Origin of the sequence: Micromonospora sp. NPDC006766, assembly GCF_040636055.1 — a bacterium.
GTDB lineage: Bacteria > Actinomycetota > Actinomycetes > Mycobacteriales > Micromonosporaceae > Micromonospora.
This window is the reverse complement of sequence record NZ_JBEYIX010000066.1, coordinates 1-25,802: the sequence shown is the minus strand read 5'-3', so window position 1 is coordinate 25,802 and position 25,802 is coordinate 1. Positions and strand designations below refer to the sequence as shown.

The following is a 25,802-nucleotide window of genomic DNA, read 5'->3' as shown; positions in this document are numbered from 1 at the left end:
TTGATCGAACCCAACAACAACGGACGACCCACCGGACGACCCTGCCCATACGTCGCCAACAACGCCTGCGCCTCAATCGGATCCCCCAACGTGGTCCCCGTACCGTGCGCCTCCACCACATCCACATCCGCCGCCGTCAACCGGGCATTCGCCAACGCGGCCCGAATCACCCGGCGCTGCGACGGCCCGTTCGGCGCGGTCATGCCATTGCTGGCGCCGTCCTGGTTGATCGCCGACCCGCGGACGACGCCGAAGATCGTGCGACCGTTGCGCTCCGCGTCGGAGAGCCGTTCCAGGAGCAGCAGGCCGACGCCCTCGCCCCAGCCGGTGCCGTCGGCCGCGCCCGCGAACGCCTTGCAGCGGCCGTCCGGCGCCAGGCCGCGCTGTTCGCTGAAGTAGATCAGCATCTCCGGCGTGCTCATCACGGTGACGCCACCGGCCAGCGCGAGGGTCACCTCGCCGGCGCGCAGCGCCTGGCAGGCCTCGTGGATCGCGACCAGCGAGGAGGAGCAGGCGGTGTCGATGCTCACTGCCGGGCCCTCCAGGCCCAGGGTGTACGCCACCCGCCCGGAAACCAGGCTGCCGGCGCTGCTACCCGCGTAGTCGTGGTACATGACGCCGGCGTAGACACCCGTCGCCGAGCCCAGCAGCGAGCGCGGGTCGATGCCGGCGCTTTCGCAGGTCTCCCAGGTGGTCTCCAGCAGCAGTCGCTGCTGCGGGTCCATGCCGAGCGCCTCGCGCGGCGAGATGCCGAAGAAGGCCGGGTCGAAGTCGGCGGCGTCGTGCAGGAAGCCACCGTCGCGGGCGTAACTCTTGCCGGGCTTGCCAGGCTCGGCGTCGTAGAGACCGACCAGGTCCCAGCCGCGGTCAACGGGGAACGGGGTAACGGCGTCGCCGCCCTCGGCCACCAGCCGCCACAGCTCCTCTGGGGAGGTGACCTCGCCGGGGAACCGGCACGCCATACCGACGATGGCGATCGGCTCGCAGCTCCGCGCCTCCAGCTCGCCGACCTGCCGGCGCGCCTCCCGGAGGTCGACGGTGGCCCGCTTGAGATAGTCGAGGAGTCGTGCTTCTTCGCTCATCCCTGCCGCCTTGCCTCGAAGCAATTTCACGGGAGTATTTCGAGGGTCAATCTAGGAATGGTGAGAGGGCGGGCAATACCCCTGCACCGTCTGCCCAACCCTTATCGAGGTGACCCCTCGACGGGGGTGGAGTAGCTGGTAGAAGGCACGTCCGACGAGACTGGGGTGAGTTAGGGGTATCGGGCCTGGAGATCCGCCGGTAATTTCTCGGCCGAACCTGGAATTGTCACCTCATGGGACCTGCCGCAATCGGCGGGCCGCCTAATTTCCCCTCGAATCTCCGAGACCGGAGGAGAATCATGCTGCGCTCGCTGCGCACCAAGTCCGTACGGCTGGCCGGCGCCGTCGCCGCGGTGGCGCTCGCCATCGCGGCCGTTCCGGCGACCGGCGCGACGGCCGCCGTCGCCAACCCACTGACCGACTGGACCTCGAACGGCAAGGATCTGCTGAACACCCGATCCAACCTGCTCGAAACCAAGATCACGACGAAGAACGTGAGCCGGCTCAAGGCGAAGTGGACCTTCGCGACGCACGGCGATGTCTCGGCCACCCCGATCGTCTCCCAGGGCGCGGTGTACTTCCCGGACTGGGGCGGCTACCTCTACAAGCTCAACGCGGCCACCGGCAAGCAGATCTGGTCGCGCAAGATCTCCGACTACGACGGGGTCGCCGGCTCGATCTCGCGTACCGCCGTCGCCATCTCCGGCAACACCCTCTACCTGGGCACCCAGAGCGGCGCGCGGCTGCTCGCGGTGGACGCGAACACCGGCAGCCTGAAGTGGAGCAGGCAGCTCGACGCACACGCCGCGGCGGTCCTGACCATGTCGCCGATCGTCTACAACGGCGTCGTCTACGAGGGCGTGTCGTCCACCGAGGGCGAGATGTCGGCGTTCGTCCCCGGCTACCGGTGTTGCACGTTCCGCGGTAGCTTCAACGCCGTCGACGCGGCCACCGGCAAAATCCTGTGGAAGCGGTACATGGTGCCGGACAACAACGGCCAGCCGGACGGGTACGCGGGTGGCGCGATGTGGGGCACCCCGGCGATCGACCCGCTCCGCGGCACCATCTACGTGACCAGCGGCCAGAACTACCGGGTGCCGGACAGCGTTCACGAGTGCCAGAACGCGGGCGGCACCCCGGCCGGCTGCTACTCCCCGGACAACCACATCGACTCGATCCTGGCCCTCAACATGAAGACCGGAGCGGTCAAGTGGGCGACCGGCGCCATGCGGTTCGACGCTTGGAACGCCTCCTGCATCCCGGGCCTGCCGCCGAACAACTGCCCTGCCAACGAGGGCTACGACTACGACTTCGGCGACGGCGCGCACATCTTCGCCTACCTGGACAGCAAGGGACGGATCCGCGAGGCCGTCGGCGGTGGTCAGAAGAGCGGCGAGTACTGGGCGCTGGACCCGGATTCCGGTGCGGTGCTCTGGAGCGCGGCACCCGGTCCCGGTGGTCACATCGGCGGCATCATGTGGGGTACGGCCTGGGACACCAAGCGCATCTACCTGGCCGAGGCCAACTTCTTCAAGACGCCGTACCAGATGGCCGACGGCACCACGATCAGCGGCAGCAGCTTCGCGGCCCTCGACCCGGCCACCGGCCGGATCCTGTGGCAGGTGGCCGACCCGACGACCGGTTTCGCCTGGGGCCCGCTGACCGTCGCCGCGGACGTGCTCTACGGCAGCTCGACCAGCGGCCACCTGTACGCGATGGACACCGCCACCGGCCGGATCCTCTGGAACTTCACCGCGCCGTACTCTTCCAACGCCGGCCCGTCCGTCGTTGACGGCGTCGTCTACTGGGGCAACGGCTACCAGAAGTTCGCCGACGGCGCCGGGACCACCGGCAGCTTCACCAGCGGCACCTTCTACGCCTTCTCCGTCGACGGCAAGTGATCCGGGATTGACCTGACCGTTGCGGGGCCCGGCTGAGCCGGGCCCCGCACCCGTTCCGCAACCCGCCGCGACCAGGCAAAAAGACTCGCACTTATGTGTTAGATGGATGTCTGAGACGAGTAGGATCGCCGCCATGGGAAATCGTGAGGCTCTCCTCGAGGGTGCGAAGCGCTGTCTCTACGAGAAGGGCTACGCCCGCACCACCGCCCGCGACATCGCGACCGCCGCCGGCACCAGCCTGGCCGCCATCGGCTACCACTACCGCTCCACGGAGGCACTGCTCAACGCCGCACTGTTCCAGGTGATGCAGCAGTGGGGCGACGAGATGTCCAAGGCCCTCGCCACCGACGACCTCGCCGACGCCGGCCCGCTGGAGCGTTTCGAAGCCGCCTGGACCCGCATCATCGAATCCTTCCAGGCGCACCGCTCGCTGTGGTCGATGCAGCTCGAGGTGGTCGCCCAGAGCCAGCACCAGCCGGAGGTCCGCGAACAGCTGGCCGCCGGCCTCGCCGAGGCGCGCCTGGGCCTGGCCGAACTCTTCGACGCCTCGCCCACCCCGGCGAGCCCCGCCGTCAACACCGCCGTCGGCGCCTTTCACCAGGCCCTCCTGACCGGCGTCCTGACCCAGTGGCTGATCGACCCCGAGCAGGCCCCCTCGGCCGCCGACCTGGCCCTGGCCCTCCGCCGGATGGCGTCCTCCATCACTCCTACCGCAGGCTGACGCTGTCGCCCACCCACAGACGTGGGCGGCGCCGGAGATCCTCGTGACGGAAAGACGGGCAAGGGCTGGACCCAGAAGGCCAGCCCTTGATCAAATTGCGCACCGCAGACGGGTTGTGCGCACTGCTACCGATGGTGGGCGATACTGGGTTTGAACCAGTGACCTCTTCCGTGTCAAGGAAGCGCGCTCCCACTGCGCCAATCGCCCGAGCGCTCGCGAGCGGACGACGGGATTCGAACCCGCGACCCTCACCTTGGCAAGGTGATGCGCTACCAGCTGCGCTACGTCCGCGTGCCACCGGCTTGCGTCGGCGACGGGTAGAACTGTACCCGACGGCAAGATCCGCCGCGACACGCACCCCGGGGTGCCGGCGTGCCGCGGCGAACGCCTCCTCGGCCGCCCGGCGGGCCACCGCGTACGCCGCCTCGGCGGACCGACGAGCCGAGGCTGACCCGGGCCACCCCGGTCTTCGCCAGCTCGGCCACCGCCGGGGCGCCCGGCCCGGCGAGCACGTTCAGCGGCGCCGGGATCGCCTCAACCAGGGCAGCCAGCGTGCCGAGTTCGACCGTCCCGGGCACGAACACCCCGTCGGCGCCGGCCGCCAGGTACGCCCGGGCCCGCGCCACCGTCTCCGCCACCCATGCTCAGCATCGCGGCTGGCGCCGTGCCGCAGCTGGCCTACCCGGCCCGGGGCATCGGCGCGCTGTGGGAGTGCCCGCCGACCGCGCCGGACGCGTTGGGCGCCGTGCTCGGGCGTGGCCGGGCACGGCTGCTCGCCGAGTTGGGCACGCCACGTGTTCGCCGCGGGCGACGCCACCGGAAGATACAGAAAGGCTCGTCACCGAAGTCCGGTGACGAGCCGTCTGCTCATCGAAATGGTGGGCGATACTGGGTTTGAACCAGTGACCTCTTCCGTGTCAAGGAAGCGCGCTCCCACTGCGCCAATCGCCCTCGTAAATTGCCGAGGTGGAGACGGGATTTGAACCCGTGTACACGGCTTTGCAGGCCGTTGCCTCGCCTCTCGGCCACTCCACCGAGGTTGCCCCCGACATGCGTGCTGGCATCTCCGAGCGGACGACGGGATTCGAACCCGCGACCCTCACCTTGGCAAGGTGATGCGCTACCAGCTGCGCTACGTCCGCGTGTCCCCGGTGTTTCCCGGTGACGGATGAGAACTTTAGCCGAGCCCGGGAACGGTTGCCAAATCGGGGTGGCATTCCGGGCGCGTCCGGGTGACGACGTCCCCTTCGCGCAGAACTTCCTAGGAGCCTGGGTGGTGCCGGCCGGGCACCCGCGCCAGCACGCCTGCCGGCATCTGTCCGGCTTCCGACTGACACCCTTCCGACCGGCCGCATCAGTAACTCCTCGTGGTTACGCCAATGGGCTACGGTAACGGCGTGACGAGACGCGCCGCCGATATCCGCCTGGATGCCCTGCTTCGCACGGCCTGTGACGTGATCGCGGAACGTGGCCTCGCCAACACTCGCACCGCCGACGTGGCGGAGGCCGCCGGGGTCAGCCAGGCCCTGGTCTTCTACCACTTCGCCACGAAGGACCGGCTGCTCGCGCAGGCGTTCGCGTACGCCGTCGAGCAGGATTTGACCCGGCTCGACGCGGTGGTCCGCTCCTCCGCGCCGCCGTTGGCGAAGCTGCGCCGGCTGCTCCGCCTCTACGCCCCGGCCGGCCGGTCGACCTCCTGGTCCATCTGGATCGACGGCTGGGCGGAATCGCTGCGCACCCCCGAGCTGGAAAAGCTCTCCCGCCGGCTCGACCTGCGCTGGCGGCAGGATCTCGCCACCGTGATCTCCGACGGGGTGGCCGAGGGCACCTTCGACTGCCCGGATCCGGCCGGCGCCGCGTGGCGGATCAGCGCGGTGATGGACGGCCTCGCGGTGCAGCTCGCGGTGCACGAGCGGGTAATCACCCGACGGCAGATCGCCCAGTGGATCCGCCTCGTCGCCGCGCGCGAGCTGGGGGTGGAGCCGGGCCAGCTCGACTGAGGCCGGTGTCCGGCCGTACGAGACAATCACCCGGTGTCTGACCTGTCCGCGGCCTTCATCCGGCTGCACGCCCGGCTCGCCCCGGTCGCCTTCGTCCCCGAGGTGCGGCTGCACCAGGCCGACGAGCCGATCGGCCTCTGGGAGCTGACCGAGGGCGAGTTCCGCAGCACCCAACCGCCACCGTTCTGGGCCTTCGCCTGGGCCGGTGGCCAGGCGCTCGCCCGCTACGTCACCGACCACCCCGAGCTGGTCGCCGGGCGGCGGGTGCTCGACCTCGCCGCCGGCTCCGGCCTGGTCGCCATCGCCGCCGCCCGCGCCGGCGCCGCCACCGTCCGGGCCGTGGAGGTGGACGAGCGGGCGGTCGCGGCCGTCGCGCTCAACGCCGACTCCAACGGGGTACGCGTCGACGCCGAACTCGGCGACATCCTCGACGGTGACGCCGGGGACGCCGAGGTGGTGCTGGCCGGGGACGTCTTCTACAGCGAGGCGATGGCGCGGCGGATGCTGCGCTTCCAGCTCCGGGCCGCTCGATCCGGGGCCCGGGTGCTGGTCGGCGACCCCGGCCGGGCCTACCTTCCCCGCGAGCGGTTCCACAAGCTGGCCGGCTACGACGTGCCGGTGCCCGAGGCGTTGGAGAGCGTGCGGGTGAAGCACACCACCGTGTGGGAGCTGGACCCGGCTCCGCCGGGGGCCGCCCGATAGCGTGTCGCCCGTGCTGTTTCGGGGCTGGGGTGAGGCCGTCGACGGTCCGTGGCCCGACGTGGCGACCGTGGTCGACCACATCGGCGTGCCGCATCTGGTGGTGACCCGGCACGCCCTGATCCGGCGCCTGCTCACCGATCCGGAGACGTTCCGGCCGGACAACGCCCTCGACGCGGTGACCCCGATCCCGGTGGCCGCCCTGCGGGTCCTCGCCGGACACCGGTTCCGGCTGCCGCCGACCCTGGCCAACAACTCGGCCGCCAGTCACCCCGAGATCCGCGGCATCGTCGCCGACGCGCTGCACCCCGAACGGGTGGCGGCGCAGCAACCCTGGCTGACCGACCTGGTGCGGCACCGGGTGGCCCGGCTCGCCGCCACCCTCGACGTCGGCGAGCCGGTCGACCTGTACGCCGAACTCGCCGCCGACCTGCCGCTGCTGGTGCTGGCCCGGCTGGTCGAGCTGCCGGACGCCCCGGTCGGCGCGGTCAAGGACTTCGCGCGGGCCGCCCTGGAACTGTTCTGGGCGCCCCTCGACGAGGCCCGACAGCTCGCCCTCGCCACCGAGGTCGGCCGGTTCCACACCGTGCTGCGCGTGTTCGCCGCGACCGGCGGGGGGCTGGCCGCCCGGCTGCGCGCCGCCGGGCACTCCCCCGACGTGGTCGTCGGCGCCCTGTTCTTCCTGCTGGTCGCCGGGCAGGAGACCACCTCGCAGTTCCTCACCCTGCTGCTGCACCGCCTGACCGGCGAGCCGACGGTGCGGGCCGGGCTGCGGAGCGGCGAGATCGCGGTCGCCGACGTGGTCGAGGAGGGGCTGCGGCTGGAGCCGCCGATCGTCACCTGGCGGCGGGTGGCGGCGGTGGACACCACGCTGGGCGGCACCGCGGTCGCGGCGGGCACCAGCATCGTCGCCTGGCTGGCCCGGGCCGGCCGGGACCCGGAACTGCTCGCCGCGCCCGATGAGTTCCGGCCCGGACAGCGCGGCTCCCGGCGGCACCTGGCCTTCGGGGCCGGGCCGCACCGGTGCGTGGGCGCGCAACTGGCCCGCATGGAGGCGGCCGTGGTGGTCGCCGAGGCGGCGCCGCTGCTCGACGGGGTGACCGTCATCCGCCCGCCGTGGTGCCCGGACAATCTCACCTTCCGCATGCCCGACGCGTTCGTGGTGCGCCGGGGCTGACGGGGCTCAGGCGCTCAGCTCGCGTCCTCGGCCCAGGCCCGCCAGTCGTCCAGCACCCCGTACAGGCTGGGCGTGAGCCAGCCCGGGGCGGACCGGCGAAAAACCCCCGGGTCCATCGCGCCGGCGCCCATCGGCACCGCGCCGAGCAGGTTCGGCGCGAGCTCGGTCAGGTTGGCCCAGTGCACCAGCTCCGGCTCGGCCGGCCAGGCGCCGATCACCACACCGGCCGGGATCGCCCGGCGTTCCAGCGCCTCCAGGGTGAGCGCGGTGTGGTTGAGCGTGCCGAGCCCGGCGCGGGCCACCACCACGGCCGGTGCGCCCAGCGACACCGCCAGGTCGGCCACCGTCCAGGGCTCACCCGAGGGCCGCAGCCCCATCGGCACGAGCAGCCCGCCGGCCCCCTCCACCAGCACCAGGTCGTGTTTGTCGGCCTCCTCGCGGACGGCGTCGACGGCGGTGTAGAGCTCCAGCGGCGGAAGCTCCGCGACCCGGGCCGCGGCGAGCGGGGCGAGCGGGTCCGGGTAGCTGGCGAGGGTACGGCCGGTCAGCGGGGCGGCCAACCGGGTCACCGAGTCGACGTCGCCGGGATCGCCGGTGGCCGTACCCGTCTGGCCTGGCTTGATCACCGCGACCCGCAGCCCGGCGGCCTGCGCGGCGGCGGTGATCACCGCGGTCACGACGGTCTTGCCGACCTCGGTGTCGGTACCTGTCACCAGCACCGGCCCGGTCCAGCCGTTGCCGTTGCTCATGGCGCACACTCCACAATCACGTCCAGGGCCCGCGCGAAGTCCGCCCGAGCCACCCCGGCACTGATGGTCAACCGCAGCCGGGATCGGCTGTCCGGGGTGGACGGCGGCCGGAAGCAGCCCACCGCGACGCCCCGTTCTCGGCAGGCGGCCGACCACGCGGTCGCCGCCTCCGGGCCGGGCGCGGTCACCGACACCACCGCCGCGTCGGGCGCGGAGACGTCCAACCCGGCCCCGCCCAGCCGGCGGACCGCGAGCGCGGCCCGGTCGGCCAGCTCGGCGCGGAGCCCGTCGCCGGTCCGGGCCAGGCCGACCGCCGCCAGCACGCCGGCGGCCACCGCCGGGGGCAGCGCGGTGTCGAAGATGAACGTCCGCCCCGTCTCCACCAGGTGCCGGACGAACTCCGCCGGCCCGGCGACCACCCCGCCGGCGCCGCCGAGCGCCTTGGAGAGCGTGGCGGTCACCACCACGTCGGGCGCGCCGGCCAGCCCCGCCGCGGCCACCCCGCCCGCCCCGGCCGGGCCGGTGACGCCGAGCGCGTGCGCGTCGTCGACCAGCAGCAGCGCGCCGTGCCGGCGGGCCACCGCGTGCAGCTCGGCCAGCGGGGCGAGGTCGCCGTCGACGGAGAAGACCGACTCGGTCACCACCACCGCGGGCCGGCCCGGGGCGGCGGCCAGCGCGGCGGCCACCGCGTCGACGTCGGCGTGCGGGGTCACCACGGTCTCCGCGCCGGAGATGCGGCAGCCGTCGATCAGCGAGGCGTGGTTGTGCGCGTCGGAGACGAGCAGCGTACGCGGTCGCACCAGGCCCCGGACGGCGGCGAGGTTGGCCAGGTAGCCGGAGGAGAAGACCAGTGCCCGGTCGGTGCCGAGCCAGCCCGCGAGGGCGTCCTCCAGCGCGTGGTGGGTGTCGGTCGAGCCGCGTACCAGCCGTGAGCCGGTGGCCCCCAGCCCGTACGCGGAAAGCGCCCGTGCCGCGGCGGCGGTGACCTCGGGGTGGGTGGCCAGGCCGAGGTAGTCGTTGCCGGCCAGGTCGACCACGGCGTCGTCGGCGGCGCGTGGGCGCAGCGTACGGGTGAGCCCTGCCCGCGCCCGCAGCTCGGCGCGGCGGTGCAGAGCCGCCAGCCAGTCCGCCACCGTCACTCCCCTGCCGTCGACCGTTTCGCGGGGCGAAATTACCACCCACCCGCCGAACCTCGGCGGATCCGGCCCGGACGCTGTTGGCCGACGACCCACCCGACCGGCATTCGGAGCCCATTTTCCGCCGTCCGCGAGCCTTGTAGGGTACGAGGCATGCCAGAAATCCTCGACCAGGCTCGGACTCAGGTGCTGGAGAACGGCGTCGGCCTCGACGAGGCCGGTGCCCTCGCCGTGCTCAACCTGCCCGACGAGCACCTGCCCGCCGCCCTCCAGCTCGCCCATGAGGTGCGGATGCGGTGGTGCGGCCCGGAGGTCGAGGTCGAGGGCATCGTCTCGCTGAAGACCGGCGGCTGCCCGGAGGACTGCCACTTCTGCTCGCAGTCCGGCCTGTTCACCTCGCCGGTGCGCGCGGTCTGGCTGGACATTCCCGCCCTGGTCGAGGCGGCGAAGCAGACCGCCGCGACCGGGGCGACCGAGTTCTGCATCGTGGCCGCCGTGCGCGGCCCGGACGCCCGGCTGATGAAGCAGATGCGCGAGGGTGTGGCCGCCATCAAGGCGGAGGTCGACATCCAGGTCGCCGCCTCGCTGGGCATGCTCACCCAGGAGCAGGTCGACGAGCTGGTCGACATGGGCGTGCACCGCTACAACCACAACCTGGAGACCTGCCGCTCCTACTTCCCGAACGTGGTCACCACGCACTCGTGGGAGGAGCGCTGGGAGACCTTGACGATGGTCCGCGAGTCGGGCATGGAAGTCTGCTGCGGCGGCATCCTCGGCCTGGGCGAGTCGGTGGAGCAGCGGGCCGAGTTCGCCGCGCAGCTCGCCGCGCTGGACCCGCACGAGGTCCCGCTGAACTTCCTCAACCCGCGTCCGGGCACCCCGCTCGGCGACCGGCCAGTGGTGGAGGGCAAGGACGCGCTGCGGGCCATCGCCGCGTTCCGGCTGGCCATGCCGCGCACCATCCTCCGGTACGCCGGCGGCCGGGAGCTCACCCTCGGCGACCTGGGCACCCGGGACGGCCTGCTCGGCGGCATCAACGCGGTCATCGTCGGCAACTACCTGACCACGCTGGGCCGGTCGGCGACCGACGACCTGAAGATGCTGGACGACCTGAAGATGCCCGTCAAGGCGCTGTCGGCGACCCTGTGAGGTGGTGGTGACCGAGCTTGTCGAGGCCCGGCACTGGTGTGACCGCTGCGGCGAGCCGGCCGACGCCGGCGGGCACGAGGCGTGCGCGGCGGCCCGGGCGCTGGAGCCGCCGCGCTACTGCACGCACTGCCGGCGGCGGATGAAGGTGCAGGTGGTGCCGACCGGCTGGTCGGCGGTCTGCGTCGAACACGGCGAGATCCGGGGCTGACCGATGCTGCGCGAGCGGGCGGTGACGTTGCGACCGGCGACGGACGCGGACGTGCCCGCCCTCGCGGCGATCCGGGCCACCCCGGAGGTCCGACACTGGTGGCGCGGCGGCGACGACCTGGCCGGGGAGATCCGCGCCGACCTGGCCGACGACGAGTTGACCGTCTACGCCATCGAGCACGGCGGCCGGGTGATCGGCGCGATCCAGTGGTTCGCCGAGACCGAGCCGGATTACCGCCACGCCGGCCTGGACCTCTTCCTCGACCCCGAGGTACGCGGCGCGGGCCTGGGCGGGGACGCCATCCGCACCCTGGTCCGGCACCTGATCGACGCGCACGGTCACCACCGGTTCACCATCGACCCGGCGGCGGCCAACACCGCGGCGATCCGGGCGTACGCGAAGGTGGGTTTCCGCCCGGTGGGCATCATGCGCCGCTACGAGCGGGGCGCGGACGGCCGCTGGCACGACGGCCTGCTGATGGATCTCCTCGCCGACGAACTGGTCGACTGACTCAGCGGGTACGGATCCAGTAGCGCCGGCTCCGGCCCAGTTCGGTGTCCCGCACGTCCTCCAGCACGCCGCCGTGCCGTTCGATGGTCCGCGCCGAGGCGGTGTTGTCGTCGTCGCAGGTGACCAGGACCGGGTCGATGCCGCGCCGGGCGGCCTCGGCGAGCGCCGCGCCCAGGGCGAACGTCGCCACACCCCGCCGCCGGGCGGAGGGGCGCACGCCGTAGCCGATGTGGCCGCCGGCGCGCAGCAGGAAGTCGTTGAGGCGCAGCCGTAGCGAGATGGCGCCGAGCACCTCGTCTTCCTCGACGATCCACCAGTAGACCGCGGGGACCAGACCCTCCGGCAGCCGGGACTCGTCCGTGCCGGCCCGCAGCCGGTCCACCCAGGTCGCGAAACCCTCCGGCGAGTCCACGTCGTCGGAGGGGTGCAGCCCGCTGCCGTCCTGGTGGACGCCCCGCCCCCAGTCGTCCCTGGCGGCCAGCCAGGATCGGTGCAGACGGGTGGTCGGAGCGATCAACTCGGGCATGCGGAGACGTTAGCCTCCCTGGTGTGCCCCGGGCCACCGGGTTACCACCGGTCAGCGGTCCCAGATCAGGTGCCGGTGCGGGAGACGGCGGGCGCCCTCGGCCGGCCGGTGCGGGCTGAGCCGGCCGCCGGGCATGAGGTGCCGCACCGGGGCCTCGCGACCGAGCGCCGCCACGTCGGCGATCAGCCGGCGGTGGCAGCGCCACCAGACGCTTTCGCTGCACATCACCGTCGTGGTCCGCCGCGCCGCGTCGGCGAGCACCGCGTCCAGCGCCGCGTCGAAGTCGGGGGTACGGGTGTAAGCCGCGTACGCCCGGAACGCCGCGACCGTCCACCAGGTGTCCGGTTCCGGCTCGCCGGCCCGGATGTGTCGGCGACCGCCGAGGCGAGGCTCCCAGCGGTAGTCGATGCCCCGCTCCGGCAGCCAGCGTTCGAGGGCCTCCCGGCGTACGTCCGGGTTGGTCCGGCTGGCCGGGTAGCGCCGCACGTCCACCACCAGCGCCACTCCCGCACCGCCCAGCAGCTCGCCCAGCCGCTCCCGGTCGGCCGCCCCGTGCCCCACGGTCAGCAACACGCACTCAGCTTGCCCCGAATCTTGGAGACTTACCGTTCGACGCGAACGGCAATTCTCCAAGATCTCACCTCTCGGGTCGCCACCCGGCCGCGCTGAGGGCGTGACGGAGGGTGGCGGCGACCTCGTCGGGGTGGGCGCGGACGAGCCAGGCGGGGAAGCGGAGGATCCGGTCGCCGGTCGTCCAGACGTCGTTCTGCCGGCGCATGTCGTCGGCCCAGTGTCGGACGTCCATGTGGTGCGCGCCGTCGACCTCCACGTGCAGCCGCCACTCCCGCCAGTACGCGTCCAGCCACCGAACCCGGCCGGCCCGGTCGGTCCGGCGCTTTTGCAGATCCGGGCGGGGCAGCCGGTGCCGCCGACACAAGCTGAGGAAATCGAGTTCGGACAGCGCCTGCGCGCCGCCGGTGATGTCGGCCAGCGTCCGCCGGATCAGGGCGCGGCGCGGTGCGCGGGGCAGCACGGCCAGCACGGCTTCGACCTCTTCGGGCAGCACCCGGCGCTGCTGACAGGCCGACGCCAGCACCACCTGTGCCTCCTCCGCGCTACGGGCCCAGCCCGCGCCGTCCACCACGGCACGGGCGGTCGTCGTTCGCTGCGGCCGAGCGAGCTGGATGTGCGCCTCAGGCAGCGCCGCGGTGCGGTGCACGACGACCGCCGGCATGTCGACCGGGAGTCGGCGCAGCAGCGTGGCCGCCCGCCGCTGGGCCGGAATGAGCACGTGGAGCGGCTCCGCCCGGAGGCCCCGGACGCCGGCCTCGGCGGCAGCGGTCGGACCGGCCAGCACGGCCTCCGGGCCGGCGGCCAGCACGGCCACCCAGAGTTGCTGGTCCCGGGTCAGCCGACCGTTACCGGTGAGCAGGATGCCCCGGCAGATCGACCGCCAGCGCCCGGAGCGGACGAGGCCGCGTACCGCGCCCTCGGTCAGCAGGCCGGCCGCCTGGGCGGTGGTCAGCACGCCGGCCTGCTCGAACGCCAACCACTCCAACTCGCCCGCCACATTTCCCGGAAGCGTCCCCACCACGCACCAAGTCTCTGCCGGCGCCCGCCCGTCCGCTGCCCTGTCCACAGCCCAGGAGCGAATCTTGGAGAGTTGCCGTTCCGTGTGAACGGCAACTCTCCAAGATCGCTAAGGCAGTCCCGTCAGGAGACGGTGCAAGCGGTGCCGGGCGGCTACGCCGACCAGCGCGGCCAGCGTCGCGACGCACAGCCACGCGAACACGTCACCGACCGCGGCGTAGATCGTGCGTACGCCCTTGGTCGGCACGTACGCCACCATCGTCTGCTGGTTGCTGCTGAAGTAGTTGGACGAGGCGAGGACCCGGCCCTGGTAGTCGACGGTCTGCGCCAGCCCGTTGGTGTCCTGCCGCACCAACGAGTAGCCGTTCTCGACCGCCCGGATGGTGGCCTTCTGTGTGTGCACCTCGCCGAATTCCCGCCAGTCGTTCGACGGCACCAGCATCAGGTCCACGCCTCGGTCGCCACCCTGCCGGGCCAGCCCGGGGAAGTCGGCGTCGAAGCAGATCAGGTTCCCGAGCCGACCGTACGGTGTGTCAACCGTCGGGACCACGCCGTCGCCGGGCGTGAGCTCCTCCATGCCCGGAACGGGGTGCGCCTTCTCGTACGTCCAGACCACCTGGCCACGCGGGTCGATGAGGACGGCCTGGTTCCGCACGTACGGCGACTGGCGGGACAGCACCCCGAGACCCAGTTCCAGATACACGCCGTGGGTGCGGGCAAGTACCCCGGCCCGTCGTCGTCGGGCCAATCCGGCCAGCCCCCGTAATCGTGGTGGGGCTAACCCCCCGCACTGCCCCAACGCCGTCAGCGCAACGGCTGGTCAGTGGCGACGGAATGGCCGGCCACCGTTCATCGGAACGGTGACCGGCCACGATCCGGCGGGTGCGTCAGGAAACGGTGCAGGCGGTGCCGTTGAGGGTGAAGGTGGCGGGCTTCGGGTTGGTGCCGGTGTGGGTGCCGTTGAAGCCGAAGCTGGTCGACGCCCCCGCCGCCAGCGTCCCGTTGTACGACAGGTTCGTCGCGGTGACCGCGGTGCCGGTCTGGGTGTAGTTGGCCGACCAGCCCTGGCCCACCTTCTGCCCGGCGTTCGGGAAAGTGAACGCGAGGGACCAGCCGTTGAGAGCAGTCGTGCCGGTGTTGGTGAGCGTGATGTTCGCGGTGAACCCGGTGTCCCAGTCGCTGGTCGTGTACTCGACCTTGCAGGGTGCGGTGGGCTGGGCCGGCGCCGTGGTCACCGTGACCGTGGGCGACGGGGCCGAGACGTTGCCGGCGGCGTCCACCGCGACCACGTAGTGCACGTACGTGGTCGAGGGGGTCAGCCCGGTGACGGCGTACGTCGTGCCGGTGACCGTGGTGACCAGGGTGTCGGTGGTCCCGGCCCGCCGGTAGACCCGGTAGCCGGTGACGCCGACGTTGTCGGTGGACGGCCCCCAGGTGAGGTTGAACCCGTTCGGGCCGATCGCCGAGGCGGTCGGGGTGCCGGGCGCCGTCGGCGGGGTGGTGTCCGAGCCGCCGCCCGGGGTGGTCACCTCCAGCGCCGCCGACGGGGCCGACCGGTTGCCGGCGCCGTCGCGGGCGATCACCCGGAACCGGTACGTCCGGGCCGGTTGCAGCGAGCTGACGGTCAGCGTGTTGGTGCTGGTCGGGTACACCACCACCGCGTCGCTGCCGACCGTCTCCATGGTGACGTCGTAGCCGGCGAGGCCGCTCCCACCGGTGTCGGTGGAGGGGGTCCAGGTCAGCGTGACGGAGGTGGAGGTGAGCCCGGACGCGACCGGGGTGCCGGGCACGGTGGGCGGGATGGTGTCCGAGCTGCCCGTCCCGGGTTCCTCGCCCCAGACCCGTACGCCGCCGGAGTAGAGCGGCACCTTCCGGTTCGGCCCGGCCGTGGTCTGGTACGACGGGTCGTTGGTCGGGTCCCAGGTGCCGCCCTCCGGCACGCCGACCTTGAACTGGACCTCCATCCGGTGCTGCGACTGGCCGGCAGGGGCGATGGTGTAGCCGGTGCAGTCGATCTCGACGTACCAGATGTCACCGCTGTACTGCTTGGCGCTGGTCGGCGACGGGCAGCCCTGTGTGTAGCCGGGGGTGACCTGGATCGGGCCGGTGCCGTCCGGGCGGAAGTAGTAGCGGAACTTCGCGGTGGTCAGCGCCCGGGCCGGGAACGCCGACTTGTTGTAGATGATCGCCTTGATGCCGGTGGCCCGGGGCTCGTTCTGCATCACCGTGGTCTCCACGGTCAGCTCGTCCAGGTCCGGCTGCTCGGCCACCGGGAAGCCGGCGAGCGGGGTGCCGCCGTACTCCTTGGTCAGCCGAACCAGGGCGGAGGTGAAGCCGGCGTTGTAGTCGGTGGCGACCTCGTTCATGACGAAGTCGGACCGGCTGTCGGTGTACGCGTCGTTGGCCGACGAGGGGCCACCGACGAGCGCGCCGAAAAGCACGTGCCGGGTCTCGGTGGGCACGGTCATGCTGTCCCACCAGGAGCCGTGCGCGGTGCGGTGGTGCGGGTTCTTCGGCGGGTTGGCCCCGAAGCCGATCACGTAGCTGGACCTGCGCGGGTTGTCGCCTAGCGCGTAGTTGATCTGCCGGACGGCGAAGTCGTGGTAGCGGGCCTTGCGGGTGGCGTCGGTGGTCTTGTCGCTGTAGACCAGCGCGGCGAACGCGGTGTTGGCGGCGTAGCGCAGCGCGCCCCAGGAGTCGAGAACCGCCATCCCGCCCGGCGAGTAGTTCACCTTCGAGCCGTTGACGCCGACGGTCCACCAGTCGAGCCAGCGGTTGGCGTCGTCCACGTACTTCTGCTTGCCGGTCAGGTTGGCCAACAGCACGTACGCCCCGAACTGCTTGTTGTCCCAGGCGAGCGTCCACTTGTAGGAACGGGTGGTGCTCTGCGGCTCAGTGCCGAGCTTGTCGTACTCGGTCTCCGCCTTGGTCAGGTAGGCGGCGTCGTTGGTGGCCCGGTAGAGCCAGATCGCGCCCCAGACCAGCTCGTCCTGGTAGCCGCTCCAGGACTTGTAGAAGCTGGTCGCGTCGGTGATGCACTCGTGGTAACTCTTACGCACCGTGTCGGCGAAGGTGTAGAGCTGCTTCGCGTGGGTGAGCAGCTTGTCGGCGTAGGCGGCGTCGGTGGGGCGGAACACCATCGACGAGGCGGCCATCGCCGCCGCCGTCTCCCCCGCCAGGTCCGCGCCGCCGCAGCTCGCATCGATCTTGTACGCGGGCCGCGCCATCGGCAGCACCTCGGCCGGTCCCCACCACTTGTGGTCGTCGTCCCCCTTGCCGATCTGTCCGTACAGGACGTTCGGCGACGGATGCGCCTTGACGAAGTAGTCGTTGACCCAGCGCAGGTTGTTGAGCAGCGGGGTGAGCTGACCGGAGGCGACGTAGCCGTCCCGGTAGTCGACCGCACCCCAGGCCAGCATGGTGGCGCTGAACGCCATGGGGAAGCCGAACTTCACGTGGTCGCCGGCGTCGTACCAGCCGCCGGTGAGGTCGAGCCCGACGCCGGCGCCGTCGGTGAGCGCCGAGTCGCCCCGCCAGGAGACCCGGTTCCAGGCGGGCTTCTTGCCGGACTGCTGTGCCTCGTAGAAGAACAGCGACTTCTGCAGCGCCTCGGCGTAGTTGAAGGCGGGCGCGGCGACGGCCGGCGCGGCGGCCGGAACGGTGATGGCGGTGGCGAGGCCGACGGCCAGGGCGGCGCCGGCGGCGAGCAGGCGACGCAGCCGGGACCGGCGGCGGGGTGGCGACAGCGGAGGGGGCATGGCGAGCTCCTGTGGCGGGCAAAGGGAGCCCGGGAGCGCTCCCATGGATAGTCGACAATGTAATGTCGACCTCGATGGTTTGGGAAGGCCCCACCCGGACGCGGATCACATAATCGGTCGCCTCCGATGCCCCACTCGCATGCTCCCAGGTGAGGCCGGTGCCGGACGGCCGCAACCGACGCCAACCGGTGGACGCGGCGTCTTGGGATACGAACGTACGGTTGCTCGCACACTCGGCCACGCGGGACAGTACCCGTCACCAGCGGTGCCATCGACGCCGCCGCTCCCCGGACAACCCTGAGGAGATCGCGATGGCGCTTCGAATCGCTGACGGCACCTCCTGGTCGGACACTCTCGCCCGCGCGGTGGCCGCCGCGCCGGAAGCCTTCGGCACGGCGCCGGACGGCGGCGCCGTCCTGCACAACCTGATCGAAGGCGGATGGCAGCCGGTCGGCACGCCGAGCCCGGTCCGCACCCCACTCGACAACACCGTCCTGGTGCACCTGGCCCGCCTCGACGCCGATGCCGCGCGCCGGGCCGTCGCGCACGCCGCCACCGCCCACACCGACTGGGCACAGACCCCGCTCGCCGAACGCAAGGCCCGGGTCAACGAGGCCCTCGACGCGCTCACCGCCCACCGTGACCTGCTCGCCATGCTGCTGGTCTGGGAGATCGGCAAGCCGTGGCGACTGGCCTGCGCCGACGTCGACCGCGCCCTGGACGGCGTGCGGTGGTACGTGCAGGAGATCGACCGGATGCTCGCCGACGGCCGCCAGCCGCTGCCCGGCCCGGTCAGCAACATCGCCTCGTGGAACTACCCGATGAGCGTGCTGGTCCACGCCGAACTGGTGCAGCTGCTCGCCGGCAACGCGGTGATCGCCAAGACGCCGTCCCAGGGCGGGGCGGTCTGCCTCACCGTGGCGCACGCGCTGCTGCGCCGCGCCGGGCTGCCCGCCACCCTGCTCTCCGGCGGCGGCGAGGAACTCTCCGAGGTGCTGGTGCGCGCCCCGGAGGTCGGCGCGGTGGCGTTCGTCGGTGGCCGCTCCAACGGCGGCAAGGTGGCCGCGGCGCTGCTGGACTCCGACAAGCGGCACTTCATCGAGCAGGAGGGGCTCAACGCCTGGGGCATCTGGAACTTCTCCCAGTGGGACCTGCTCGCCGCGCACCTCAAGAAGGGCTTCGAGTACGGCAAGCAGCGCTGCACCGCGTACCCGCGCTTCGTGGTCCAGCGAGACCTGGTCGACGAGTTCCTCGACATGTACCTGCCGGTCGTCCGCTCGGTCCGCTTCGGACACCCGCTCGCCGTGGACGAGCACTGGTCGGCCGGCGACCCGCTGCCCGAGCTGGACTTCGGCCCGCTGATCAGCGCGGCCAAGGCCGACGAGCTGCGCCGCAAGGTTGACGAGGCGGTACGCGGCGGCGCGGTGCCGCTGCACCGGGGCAAGCTCGACGGCGCGCCCTTCCTCGACGGGCAGGACACCTCCGCGTACGTGGCGCCGGCCGTGCTGCTCGCCCCGCCCGGCCGGTCCCGGCTGATGCACGCCGAGCCGTTCGGCCCGGTCGACACCATCGTCGTGGTGGACACCACCGACGAGCTGCTGGCTCAGATGAACGCCTCCAACGGCGCGCTGGTCGCCTCGCTCGCGTGTGACGACGAGGAGCTGGCCGGCAAGCTCGCGGTGGACCTGCAGGCGTTCAAGGTGGGCATCAACAAGCCGCGTTCCCGGGGCGACCGGGAGGAGCCGTTCGGCGGCCGGGGCGCGTCCTGGAAGGGCGCCTTCGTCGGCGGTGACCTGCTGGTGCAGGCGGTCACCGTGGGCGGTGACGGCCGGCTCTACGGCAACTTCCCCGGCTGGACGGCACTACCGCCGAACGTGTGACGCCGACAGCGGGTGTCGAGGTTGACCAGGGCCCAGATCGACGAAGGCCCCGTCCTCAGCAATTGCCAGGGACGGGGCTCGATCACGTGCGACTGCCCAGGGTCCAGTTCGAGGCGCAGCCGTCCTGACGTCACGCTGCCGGACAGCAGGCAGGTAGGTAAGCCCACCGTCGACAGTTTGCCTACCGGCGTCAGTGGAGGTCCGTCCCCTTTCGGGTCATCCAAGTGCGCGTTTTACGCGTTCGGGTCCCAGTCTGCGAGCTGCTCCATCGGCTCGGTGTCGCCGGTGGTCTCCAGGCCGTCGAGCGGGACGCGCTCGTAGAAGTAGAGGACCAGTTCGCTCGCTGCGCCTCGCATCGCCATGTCGCCCGGCTCCGCGTCGGCAGCGAGGTCGTCGCAGCGGACGCCGTCGGTGTTGAGGGTCAGGCGCCAAGAGCGGCCCTCGGTCGTGTGCAGGTCGATGGTCGCCGGCTTGAACGGCCAGGGGACGGTCGTCGCCGAGACGGTCGTCAGGAACTCGTCGACGCCCTCGACCGCGACGTCCGTCGGCAGCGGTTGTGCGGCCCCCAGGGTGAGCTGTACGTCGTAGGTGTGGACGGCGATCTCCTGGATCTGGTGCCGGGCCACAGCTCCGCTGGTCTCCGGGGCCTGCGAGCGGCCCCACCAGGTCCAGCAGCCGCGGTCCGGGCCGGCCTCGCGCATCGCGTCGAGCATGAGCTCGGTCGACTCGGCGAGCCAGGCGTCCAGGGCTTCGCGGTCGCGGGGCGCGGTCGGGGCACCCTTCGGGTCCGTCCTCGCCGGGGGCTGCGCGCCCGGGCCCGCCGCGATGATGGCGGCCTGGCGGCGGCGGCCGTCGCCGAGGTGCTGCGCCAGTTCGCGCAGCGTCCAGTCCGGGCAGGTCGGGACCTGCACGTCAAGGTCGGGGGCGGACGCGATCGCGGCGCGGAACGCGGCCGAGCGGTCTTCGATCAGCCGCAGGACCTCTGGGAACTCCAAAATGTTTTGCACCTCGGCTGTGTATCACTGCGCTCCGGCCGCCGGGTAGCGAATTTGTCGGACGAACGGGCACCAGCCCAACCGCCAGGCCCGCTACCAACTCGGACGGCGACGACGTCAAGCTGCTCGGCATCTACTCCTGCGAGGCCCGTGGCCGAAGAGCGGATCCACCGCGCGCGTCTTCTACCGGGCTTCGCCGACGAGCCAGACTGCTTCCATATCGGAGAGTACGACCTCGCGAAGGCTCGTTTCGCTGCGGATGCGGGGCCACTGCGGCCGTTTGCCCACCGTGAGGCAGGTCAGGTGACGGTGGACACGGGAGGGGCGCCGACCAGGTCCAGCCGGTCGCCGAGGATCACCGCGCTGGCCCGGACGAGCTGCCCGAGCCGCTCCACCTCGCTGGCGTGGAACGCGGCGGCCGTCAGCGGCTCGCTGTGGTCCCGCGCCACCACCAGCACCAGACCGGCGCGACCGAACGGCACGACCGCGTAGTGGTGCCCGTCCGGGCCGGTCACCGCCCGGGCCCGCAGCGGGGTCACCTCCGGCAGCCGGGGCGGGACCGGGGCCCGCCAGCTCGCGTGCCCGACGGTGGCCGCGCCCGCGCCGCCGTGGGAGGCCCAGCCCAGGGGTACCACCACGGCCATCGCCCAGTCCGCGGCGAGCAGTCCGGGTGCCGCGTCCACCAGGATGGCCACCCCGTCGACCGGGTTCGCGGCGAGCTGGGCGAGCAACTCCGCGTCCTGACCGGTGGTGGTGGGCGTGCCGATCGCCCGCCACACCCCGTCCACCCGTACGCCGGGAATTGCGGCCAGGCCGGCCAGCAGCCGTTCCACCCGCGCGGCACCCGGCCACACCACGGTGAAGTCGTCCACCGCCCGGCCGGCGTGCCGTTCCAGCACGACCACCTGGACGATGTCGGCGCCGGTGACGCCGAGTGTCCTGGCCACCTGGCCGAGTGCGCCGGGTCGGTCCGGCAGGGTCACCCGAACTCTCAGCAGCATGTCCCGATCCCTTCGCTCGGCGGGCCGGCCGAAGCGGCCGGCAGGCTGGGACCAGCCTGCCGGCTGGCCGTTTCGCCCCTGTTGCCGCCGGATGTCCCAGCGGGAAAATCCCGCCTTGCGATACGCCGGGTCAGGCGGAGGCGCGGTGGACGAGTTCGGTGTCGAGGAGGACGTGGGGGGTGGGGGCCTCTTCGCCGCGGATGCGGGAGACCAGGAGGTGGGCCATCTGGCGGCCCATCTCCTCCACCGGCTGGTGGACGGTGGTCAGCGGCGGCTCGGCCGACCGGGCGATCGGGGCGTCGTCGAAGCCGACCACCGCCACGTCCTCGGGCACCCGGCGGCCGGCCTCGCGGAGCGCCCGAAGTGCGCCGAACGCCATCAGGTCGGAGGCGACGAAGACCGCGTCGACATCGGGGCAGACCTCCAGCAACCGGCGCATGCAGGCGGTGCCGCTGCCCTCGCTGAAATCGCCGTACGCGATCAGATCCGGGTTCACGTCGCCGCCGGCGGCCCGGACCGCCTCCCGATAGCCGGTCAACCGCGCCAGGCCGGCACCCATGTCCTGCGGGCCGGCGATGGTGGCGATCCGCCGCCGGCCACGGCCGAAGAGATATTCGACCGCCTGCCGGGCGCCGCCGACGTTGTCGACGTCGACGAACCAGGCGTCCTGGGCGTCGGGGAGCAGCATCCGGGCCGGCCGGCCGCCGAGCACGGTGGGCAGCCCGCGCTCCTCCAGCAGGGTGGGCAGCGGGTCGGCGTCGTGCAGGGAGAGCAGCAGTACGCCGTCGACGTGCTGGTTGGTCAGGTGATGCTCCACCCGTTCCCGCTCGATGGGCGACTGCACCATGGCCAGCCAGAGCTGCATCGGCGTCTCCAGCAGCCCGGAGCTGACACCCCGGACGATGGCCGCGAAGAACGGCTCGGTGAAGACCCGCTCCCCCGACTCCGAGACCACCAGCGCCACCGAGTCCGTACGCTGGGTCACCAGCGCTCGGGCGGCGCGGTTGGGCACATACCCCAGCTCGGCGATCGCCGCCAGGACGGCGGCCCGGGCCTCCGGGCTGACCTGGGGCGAGCCGTTGACCACCCGGGAGACCGTACCGCGCCCCACGCCGGCACGGGCGGCGACCGCGTCCAGGGTCGGGCGCCCGAGCGACCTGGTGCGCTGCGTTGTCATCCTTCTGCTCCTCCGACATCGAACGGACCCGGCACCTTCTTGAACGTCGGTGCCGGGCCGTCCGCTACTGGTGGCCCAGCTTATTGTGCGGCCACGCCGTTACGTCGGATCACCTCGGCATACCACCTTGCGCTCGATTTGCGGATCCGCGCCTGGCTGTCGTAGTCGACGTACACCATCCCGAACCGCTTGGTGTAGCCCCAGGCCCACTCGAAGTTGTCCATCAACGACCAGGCGAAGTAGCCCTTCAACGGCACCCCGGCGCTGATCGCGGCGTGCGCGGCGCGCAGGTGCGCGTCGAAGTACGCCAGCCGGTCCGGGTCGTCGACCCGGCCGTCGATCACCGCGTCGACGAACGCCGAGCCGTTCTCGGTGACGTAGAGCGGCAGCTCGGTGTAGTCCCGGTGGACGCGTTCCAGGGTCTCCACCAGGCCGGGGGCGTCGATTTCCCAGTCCATGTCGGTCACCGGCACACCCCGGGAGACGAACCGGACCCCCTCGCTGCCCGGCCAGCACGACGGCGCCCGCCAGTACGCCTCCGACTCGGTGCTCTCGATCGGCGCGGCGACGACGTGCCGGCTGTAGTAGTTGATGCCGACCATGTCCAGCGGGGTGGAGATGACCGTCAGGTCGCCGTCACGGACGTGCCCGAAATCGGTGACCTGACGCAGGTCGGCCTGCAGGTCCGCCGGGTACGCCCCACGCAGCACCGGGTCGAGGAAGAACCGGTTGGCCAGCCCGTCGATGCGGCGGGCCGCGTCCGCGTCCGCCCGCGAGCCGGTCGCCGGGGTGACCGGGTAGAGGTTGACCGTGATGCCCAACTGCGCCTGGGGCCGGGCCGCGCGCACCGCCTGGACGGCCAGCCCGTGCCCGAGCATGAGGTGGTGCCCCGCCCGTACCGCGTCGGCCCCGTCCGAGCGGCCCGGCGCGTGCGCTCCGGAGCCGTAGCCGAGGAAGGCCGAGCACCACGGCTCGTTGAGGGTGGTGAAGTAGCGCACCCGGTCGCCGAGGGCGTCGGCGACGAGCTGCGCGTAGTCGGCGAACCGGCCGGCGGTGTCCCGGGCCGGCCAGCCGCCGGTGTCCTCCAGCGGCTGGGGCAGGTCCCAGTGGTAGAGGGTCAGCCACGGCTCGATGTCGTGGGCCAACAGCTCGTCGACGAGCCGGCGGTAGAAGTCCAGGCCCTCGGCGTTGGCCGCCCCGGCGCCACCCGGCTGGACCCGGGGCCAGGAGACCGAGAAACGGTAGGATTTCAGGCCCAGGTCGGCCATCAGCCGCACGTCGTCGGGCATCCGGTGGTAGTGATCGCAGGCCACGTCGCCGGTGTGCCCGGCCACCGTCCGGCCCTCGGTGTGGCTGAAGGTGTCCCAGATCGACGGGGTGCGCCCGCCCTCGGCCGCCGCGCCCTCGATCTGGTACGCGGCGGTCGCCGCGCCCCAGAGGAAGCCGGGCGGGAAGGTGAGTGCCGCGCCCTGGTCGAGGACCCGGACGGCGGGCGGGCTGGCTGCGTTGCTCACGACTTGACGGCGCCTTCCATGATTCCGCCGATGATCTGGCGGCCGAACAGGACGAACAGGATGAACAGCGGCAGGGTCGCGATCAACGTGCCGGCGAAGATCTGGGAGTTGTCGGCGAAGTAGGCGGCGTTCAAGCTGCGCAGGGAGATCTGCACAGTCGGGTTGGCTGGGTCGGCGAGCACCACGAAGGGCCAGAAGAACTGGTTCCACTGCTCCATGAAGGTGAGCAGACCGAGCACCGCGGCGGCGGGGCGCAGGGCCGGCGCCACCACGTGCCAGTAGACCCGCCAGGTCGAGCAGCCGTCCACCCGGGCTGCCTCGATCAGCTCGTTGGGCACGGCCTGCTCGGCGTACTGGCGCATCATGAAGATCCCGAAGCCGCCGATCAGGAACGGCACGGTCACCGAGGGCATGGTGTTCAGCCAGTCGAGCTTGGCCATCAGGATGTAGAGCGGCAGCACGCCGAGCTGGATGGGCACCATCATCGAAGCCAGGATGATCAGCAGCAGCGCGTTCTTGCCGCGGAAGCGGAGCTTGGCGAAGGCGAAGCCCGCGAGGGAGCCGAAGAAGACCGTGGCGACGGTGATCGTGCCGGAGACCAGGAACGAGTTCAGCAGGCCCTGGACGATGTTGGCGTCGCCGTTGTCGAGCACCCGCTGGATGTTGTCGCCGAGATTGCCGCCGGGCAGGAACGGCGGCGGCCAGGCATTGGCCGCGTCGTTGGTGCGCGAGGCGATCACGATCATCCAGTAGAACGGGAAGAACGACAGGATCACCCCGAGGATCAGCCCGACCATGGTCAGCGGGCTGGCCTTCCAGAGCCGCTCGGCCTGGTGGCTGGCGCGCACCGGGGCAGCCCGCCGGGCGGGTGGGCGATGCGTGGTGGTCGTCATCTCGTCACCTCACTTGTCGGAGCTGATACGGCGGGCGAGCAGGTAGTTGATCGCCGACATCAGCGCGATGAGCACGAAGAGCACGAGCGCGACCGCTCCGGCGTAGCCCCACCGGAAGCGCTGGTTCATCACGTCGAGCAGATACATCGTGATGGTCTGGAACTGCCCCTCCGAGCCGCCGGAGATGGTGCCGGTGCCGCTGGTGAACAGCAGCGGCTCGGTGAAGAGCTGCAGCCCGCCGATGGTCGAGATGATCAGCGTGAAGATGATCGTCGGGCGGAGCTGCGGAATGGTGATCGACCAGAACTGGCGGCGGCGGGAGGCGCCGTCGAGCGCGGCCGCCTCGTACATGTCCTTGCTGATGGACTGCATGGCGGCCAGGTAGATCAGGGCGTTGTAGCCGACCCACCGCCAGTCGACCATGGTCGAGACGGCGAACCAGGAGGCGAATCTGTTGGCCCGCCAGTCGATCTTGTCGAGGCCGACGGTGTCGAGCAACCAGTTGATCAGGCCGAAGTCCCTGGCGTAGATCATCGAGAAGATCAGCGAGACCACCGCGGTCGAGGTGATGATCGGCATCGCGATGGCCATCCGGAAGAAGGTCTGCCCGCGCAGCTTCCGGTTCAACGCGTTGGCCAGCATCAGCGCCAGCAGGAGCTGGGGCACGGTGGAGAGCGCGAACATGCCGAACGTGTTGCCCACCGCGTTCCAGAACTTCGGGTCGTCGGTGAGCAGTTCGACGAAGTTGTCCACGCCGACGAACGAGATCGTCCGGTTCAGCGGCGACCGGTCGGTCAGCGCGATCCAGACCGTGTACACGATCGGGTACAGGCTGAACACCGCGAAGATCGCGAAGAACGGCAGGACATAGAGGTAGGGCGAGTATTTCAGGTCCAGCCGGTTGAATGCGGCACCACGGCGGTGCGCGGCACGGCCGTTGGCTGCTCCCCGTCCAGGAGGCGCCGGGGCGTGCAGGTCGAGGCTCATGAGAAGTCCTTCTCCTCGGCCGGCGTCGTCCGCGCCCGCGGGCGACGCCGGGCTCTCCGGGCACCGCGGGTGGCGCCGACACAAAGCGGCGGCGGCCCCACACGCGAGCGCGGCCGGCCAATACCAAACCGGGGCCCGGCCCGGGGAGG

The 25,802-nt window shown here is 71.7% G+C and carries 24 protein-coding genes and 5 tRNA genes; 9 read left to right on the top strand and 20 right to left on the bottom strand.

Annotation, left to right across the window (positions count from 1 at the left end):
- Positions 1-1,082 (bottom strand): beta-ketoacyl synthase N-terminal-like domain-containing protein (locus ABZ671_RS29735; protein ID WP_357864345.1); only part of this gene is annotated, 1,082 nt, incomplete at its 3' end.
- 299 nt (positions 1,083-1,381) lie between these two features.
- Between ABZ671_RS29735 and ABZ671_RS29730 the strand changes: the two genes are divergently transcribed.
- Positions 1,382-2,983, top strand: a complete 1,602-nt coding sequence (locus ABZ671_RS29730; RefSeq protein ID WP_357864343.1) for a PQQ-binding-like beta-propeller repeat protein — start codon at positions 1,382-1,384, stop codon at positions 2,981-2,983.
- A 133-nt stretch (positions 2,984-3,116) separates the two neighbouring features.
- On the top strand, positions 3,117-3,704 hold the full coding sequence (locus tag ABZ671_RS29725; protein WP_357864341.1) for a TetR/AcrR family transcriptional regulator: 588 nt from the start codon (positions 3,117-3,119) through the stop codon (positions 3,702-3,704).
- 132 nt (positions 3,705-3,836) lie between these two features.
- On the opposite strand, the gene ABZ671_RS29720 is transcribed toward ABZ671_RS29725, so the two are convergent.
- From ABZ671_RS29720 to ABZ671_RS29695, 6 genes are all read right to left on the bottom strand, one after another.
- Positions 3,837-3,911 (bottom strand) — tRNA-Val (locus ABZ671_RS29720).
- 11 nt (positions 3,912-3,922) lie between these two features.
- Positions 3,923-3,995, bottom strand: a tRNA-Gly gene (locus ABZ671_RS29715).
- Positions 3,986-4,342, bottom strand: a complete 357-nt coding sequence (locus ABZ671_RS29710; RefSeq protein ID WP_357864339.1) for an isocitrate lyase/phosphoenolpyruvate mutase family protein — start codon at positions 4,340-4,342, stop codon at positions 3,986-3,988. Before ABZ671_RS29710 ends, ABZ671_RS29715 begins: the two co-directional genes overlap by 10 nt.
- Positions 4,343-4,580: 238 nt before the next feature.
- A tRNA-Val gene (locus ABZ671_RS29705) sits at positions 4,581-4,655 on the bottom strand.
- 13 nt (positions 4,656-4,668) lie between these two features.
- Positions 4,669-4,739, bottom strand: a tRNA-Cys gene (locus ABZ671_RS29700).
- A gap of 34 nt (positions 4,740-4,773) precedes the next feature.
- A tRNA-Gly gene (locus tag ABZ671_RS29695) sits at positions 4,774-4,846 on the bottom strand.
- A gap of 255 nt (positions 4,847-5,101) precedes the next feature.
- Here ABZ671_RS29695 and ABZ671_RS29690 point away from each other — a divergent pair.
- The 3 genes from ABZ671_RS29690 to ABZ671_RS29680 are packed head-to-tail and all read left to right on the top strand — an operon-like array spanning position 5,102 to position 7,580.
- A complete protein-coding gene (locus ABZ671_RS29690) occupies positions 5,102-5,704 on the top strand; it encodes a TetR/AcrR family transcriptional regulator (RefSeq protein ID WP_357864338.1) in 603 nt (200 codons plus the stop codon).
- Between the two features lie 33 nt (positions 5,705-5,737).
- Positions 5,738-6,406: a 50S ribosomal protein L11 methyltransferase gene (locus ABZ671_RS29685; protein ID WP_357864336.1), complete on the top strand. Its 669-nt coding sequence runs from the start codon at positions 5,738-5,740 to the stop codon at positions 6,404-6,406.
- Between the two features lies 1 nt (position 6,407).
- Positions 6,408-7,580 carry a cytochrome P450 gene (locus tag ABZ671_RS29680; protein ID WP_357864334.1) on the top strand — a complete coding sequence of 391 codons (1,173 nt, stop codon included), beginning with the start codon at positions 6,408-6,410 and terminating at the stop codon, positions 7,578-7,580.
- Between the two features lie 14 nt (positions 7,581-7,594).
- Here the strand turns inward: ABZ671_RS29680 and bioD are convergent, their stop codons facing one another.
- Both bioD and ABZ671_RS29670 read right to left on the bottom strand, forming a co-directional pair.
- Entirely contained in the window at positions 7,595-8,329 is a 735-nt protein-coding gene (bioD, locus tag ABZ671_RS29675; RefSeq protein WP_357864332.1) for a dethiobiotin synthase, read from the bottom strand.
- Complete coding sequence (locus tag ABZ671_RS29670; protein WP_357864330.1) at positions 8,326-9,462, bottom strand: 8-amino-7-oxononanoate synthase; 1,137 nt, start codon at positions 9,460-9,462, stop codon at positions 8,326-8,328. Before ABZ671_RS29670 ends, bioD begins: the two co-directional genes overlap by 4 nt.
- 156 nt (positions 9,463-9,618) lie before the next feature.
- On the opposite strand from ABZ671_RS29670, the gene bioB reads away from it, so the two are divergent.
- Genes bioB through ABZ671_RS29655 form a run of 3 tightly spaced genes read left to right on the top strand, consistent with a single transcriptional unit; the run spans position 9,619 to position 11,332 of the window.
- A complete protein-coding gene (gene bioB, locus ABZ671_RS29665; protein ID WP_357864328.1) occupies positions 9,619-10,614 on the top strand; it encodes a biotin synthase BioB in 996 nt (331 codons plus the stop codon).
- A gap of 1 nt (position 10,615) precedes the next feature.
- On the top strand, positions 10,616-10,822 hold the full coding sequence (locus ABZ671_RS29660) for a hypothetical protein (protein WP_357864326.1): 207 nt from the start codon (positions 10,616-10,618) through the stop codon (positions 10,820-10,822).
- 3 nt (positions 10,823-10,825) lie between these two features.
- Positions 10,826-11,332 carry a GNAT family protein gene (locus tag ABZ671_RS29655; RefSeq protein ID WP_357864324.1) on the top strand — a complete coding sequence of 169 codons (507 nt, stop codon included), beginning with the start codon at positions 10,826-10,828 and terminating at the stop codon, positions 11,330-11,332.
- Position 11,333: 1 nt separating this feature from the next.
- Here the strand turns inward: ABZ671_RS29655 and ABZ671_RS29650 are convergent, their stop codons facing one another.
- From ABZ671_RS29650 to ABZ671_RS29630, 5 genes are all read right to left on the bottom strand, one after another.
- Positions 11,334-11,858, bottom strand: coding sequence for a GNAT family N-acetyltransferase (locus ABZ671_RS29650; protein ID WP_357864322.1), 525 nt, complete (start codon positions 11,856-11,858; stop codon positions 11,334-11,336).
- Positions 11,859-11,909: 51 nt separating this feature from the next.
- Positions 11,910-12,431: a DUF488 domain-containing protein gene (locus ABZ671_RS29645; protein WP_357864320.1), complete on the bottom strand. Its 522-nt coding sequence runs from the start codon at positions 12,429-12,431 to the stop codon at positions 11,910-11,912.
- A gap of 64 nt (positions 12,432-12,495) precedes the next feature.
- A complete protein-coding gene (locus ABZ671_RS29640) occupies positions 12,496-13,452 on the bottom strand; it encodes a hypothetical protein (RefSeq protein ID WP_357864318.1) in 957 nt (318 codons plus the stop codon).
- A gap of 105 nt (positions 13,453-13,557) precedes the next feature.
- Positions 13,558-14,196, bottom strand: a complete 639-nt coding sequence (locus ABZ671_RS29635) for a nitrilase-related carbon-nitrogen hydrolase (protein WP_357864316.1) — start codon at positions 14,194-14,196, stop codon at positions 13,558-13,560.
- 139 nt (positions 14,197-14,335) lie between these two features.
- Complete coding sequence (locus ABZ671_RS29630) at positions 14,336-17,206, bottom strand: glycoside hydrolase family 9 protein (protein ID WP_357864314.1); 2,871 nt, start codon at positions 17,204-17,206, stop codon at positions 14,336-14,338.
- Between the two features lie 311 nt (positions 17,207-17,517).
- On the opposite strand from ABZ671_RS29630, the gene ABZ671_RS29625 reads away from it, so the two are divergent.
- Entirely contained in the window at positions 17,518-19,086 is a 1,569-nt protein-coding gene (locus tag ABZ671_RS29625; RefSeq protein ID WP_357864312.1) for an aldehyde dehydrogenase family protein, read from the top strand.
- Between the two features lie 233 nt (positions 19,087-19,319).
- Here ABZ671_RS29625 and ABZ671_RS29620 read toward each other — a convergent pair whose 3' ends face one another.
- The 6 genes from ABZ671_RS29620 to ABZ671_RS29595 all read right to left on the bottom strand — a co-directional run bounded on the left by ABZ671_RS29620 (position 19,320) and on the right by ABZ671_RS29595 (position 25,653).
- The gene (locus ABZ671_RS29620) at positions 19,320-20,093 is read right to left on the bottom strand and encodes a maleylpyruvate isomerase N-terminal domain-containing protein (protein WP_357864310.1); all 774 of its coding nucleotides are present in this window, start codon (positions 20,091-20,093) and stop codon (positions 19,320-19,322) included.
- Between the two features lie 287 nt (positions 20,094-20,380).
- Positions 20,381-21,082, bottom strand: a complete 702-nt coding sequence (locus ABZ671_RS29615) for an amino acid-binding protein (RefSeq protein ID WP_357864308.1) — start codon at positions 21,080-21,082, stop codon at positions 20,381-20,383.
- A gap of 130 nt (positions 21,083-21,212) precedes the next feature.
- On the bottom strand, positions 21,213-22,259 hold the full coding sequence (locus tag ABZ671_RS29610; protein WP_357864306.1) for a LacI family DNA-binding transcriptional regulator: 1,047 nt from the start codon (positions 22,257-22,259) through the stop codon (positions 21,213-21,215).
- Positions 22,260-22,339: 80 nt separating this feature from the next.
- Complete coding sequence (locus tag ABZ671_RS29605) at positions 22,340-23,773, bottom strand: GH1 family beta-glucosidase (protein ID WP_357864304.1); 1,434 nt, start codon at positions 23,771-23,773, stop codon at positions 22,340-22,342.
- Positions 23,770-24,570: a carbohydrate ABC transporter permease gene (locus tag ABZ671_RS29600; RefSeq protein WP_357864347.1), complete on the bottom strand. Its 801-nt coding sequence runs from the start codon at positions 24,568-24,570 to the stop codon at positions 23,770-23,772. The genes ABZ671_RS29605 and ABZ671_RS29600 overlap by 4 nt, the downstream gene beginning before the upstream one ends.
- 105 nt (positions 24,571-24,675) lie before the next feature.
- The gene (locus ABZ671_RS29595; protein ID WP_357864303.1) at positions 24,676-25,653 is read right to left on the bottom strand and encodes a sugar ABC transporter permease; all 978 of its coding nucleotides are present in this window, start codon (positions 25,651-25,653) and stop codon (positions 24,676-24,678) included.
- Positions 25,654-25,802: the final 149 nt, after the last annotated feature.

Excerpts from the sequence above, each read along its gene's own strand:
- ABZ671_RS29730 (WP_357864343.1), top strand. The coding sequence starts at position 1,382 with ATGCTGCGCTCGCTGCGCACCAAGTCCGTACGGCTGGCCGGCGCCGTC.
- ABZ671_RS29725 (WP_357864341.1), top strand. The coding sequence starts at position 3,117 with ATGGGAAATCGTGAGGCTCTCCTCGAGGGTGCGAAGCGCTGTCTCTAC.
- bioD (WP_357864332.1), bottom strand. The coding sequence starts at position 8,329 with ATGAGCAACGGCAACGGCTGGACCGGGCCGGTGCTGGTGACAGGTACC.
- bioB (WP_357864328.1), top strand. The coding sequence starts at position 9,619 with ATGCCAGAAATCCTCGACCAGGCTCGGACTCAGGTGCTGGAGAACGGC.
- ABZ671_RS29655 (WP_357864324.1), top strand. The coding sequence starts at position 10,826 with ATGCTGCGCGAGCGGGCGGTGACGTTGCGACCGGCGACGGACGCGGAC.
- ABZ671_RS29650 (WP_357864322.1), bottom strand. The coding sequence starts at position 11,858 with ATGCCCGAGTTGATCGCTCCGACCACCCGTCTGCACCGATCCTGGCTG.
- ABZ671_RS29630 (WP_357864314.1), bottom strand. The coding sequence starts at position 17,206 with ATGCCCCCTCCGCTGTCGCCACCCCGCCGCCGGTCCCGGCTGCGTCGC.
- ABZ671_RS29625 (WP_357864312.1), top strand. The coding sequence starts at position 17,518 with ATGGCGCTTCGAATCGCTGACGGCACCTCCTGGTCGGACACTCTCGCC.
- ABZ671_RS29615 (WP_357864308.1), bottom strand. The coding sequence starts at position 21,082 with ATGCTGCTGAGAGTTCGGGTGACCCTGCCGGACCGACCCGGCGCACTC.
- ABZ671_RS29610 (WP_357864306.1), bottom strand. The coding sequence starts at position 22,259 with ATGACAACGCAGCGCACCAGGTCGCTCGGGCGCCCGACCCTGGACGCG.
- ABZ671_RS29600 (WP_357864347.1), bottom strand. The coding sequence starts at position 24,570 with ATGGTCGGGCTGATCCTCGGGGTGATCCTGTCGTTCTTCCCGTTCTAC.
- ABZ671_RS29595 (WP_357864303.1), bottom strand. The coding sequence starts at position 25,653 with ATGAGCCTCGACCTGCACGCCCCGGCGCCTCCTGGACGGGGAGCAGCC.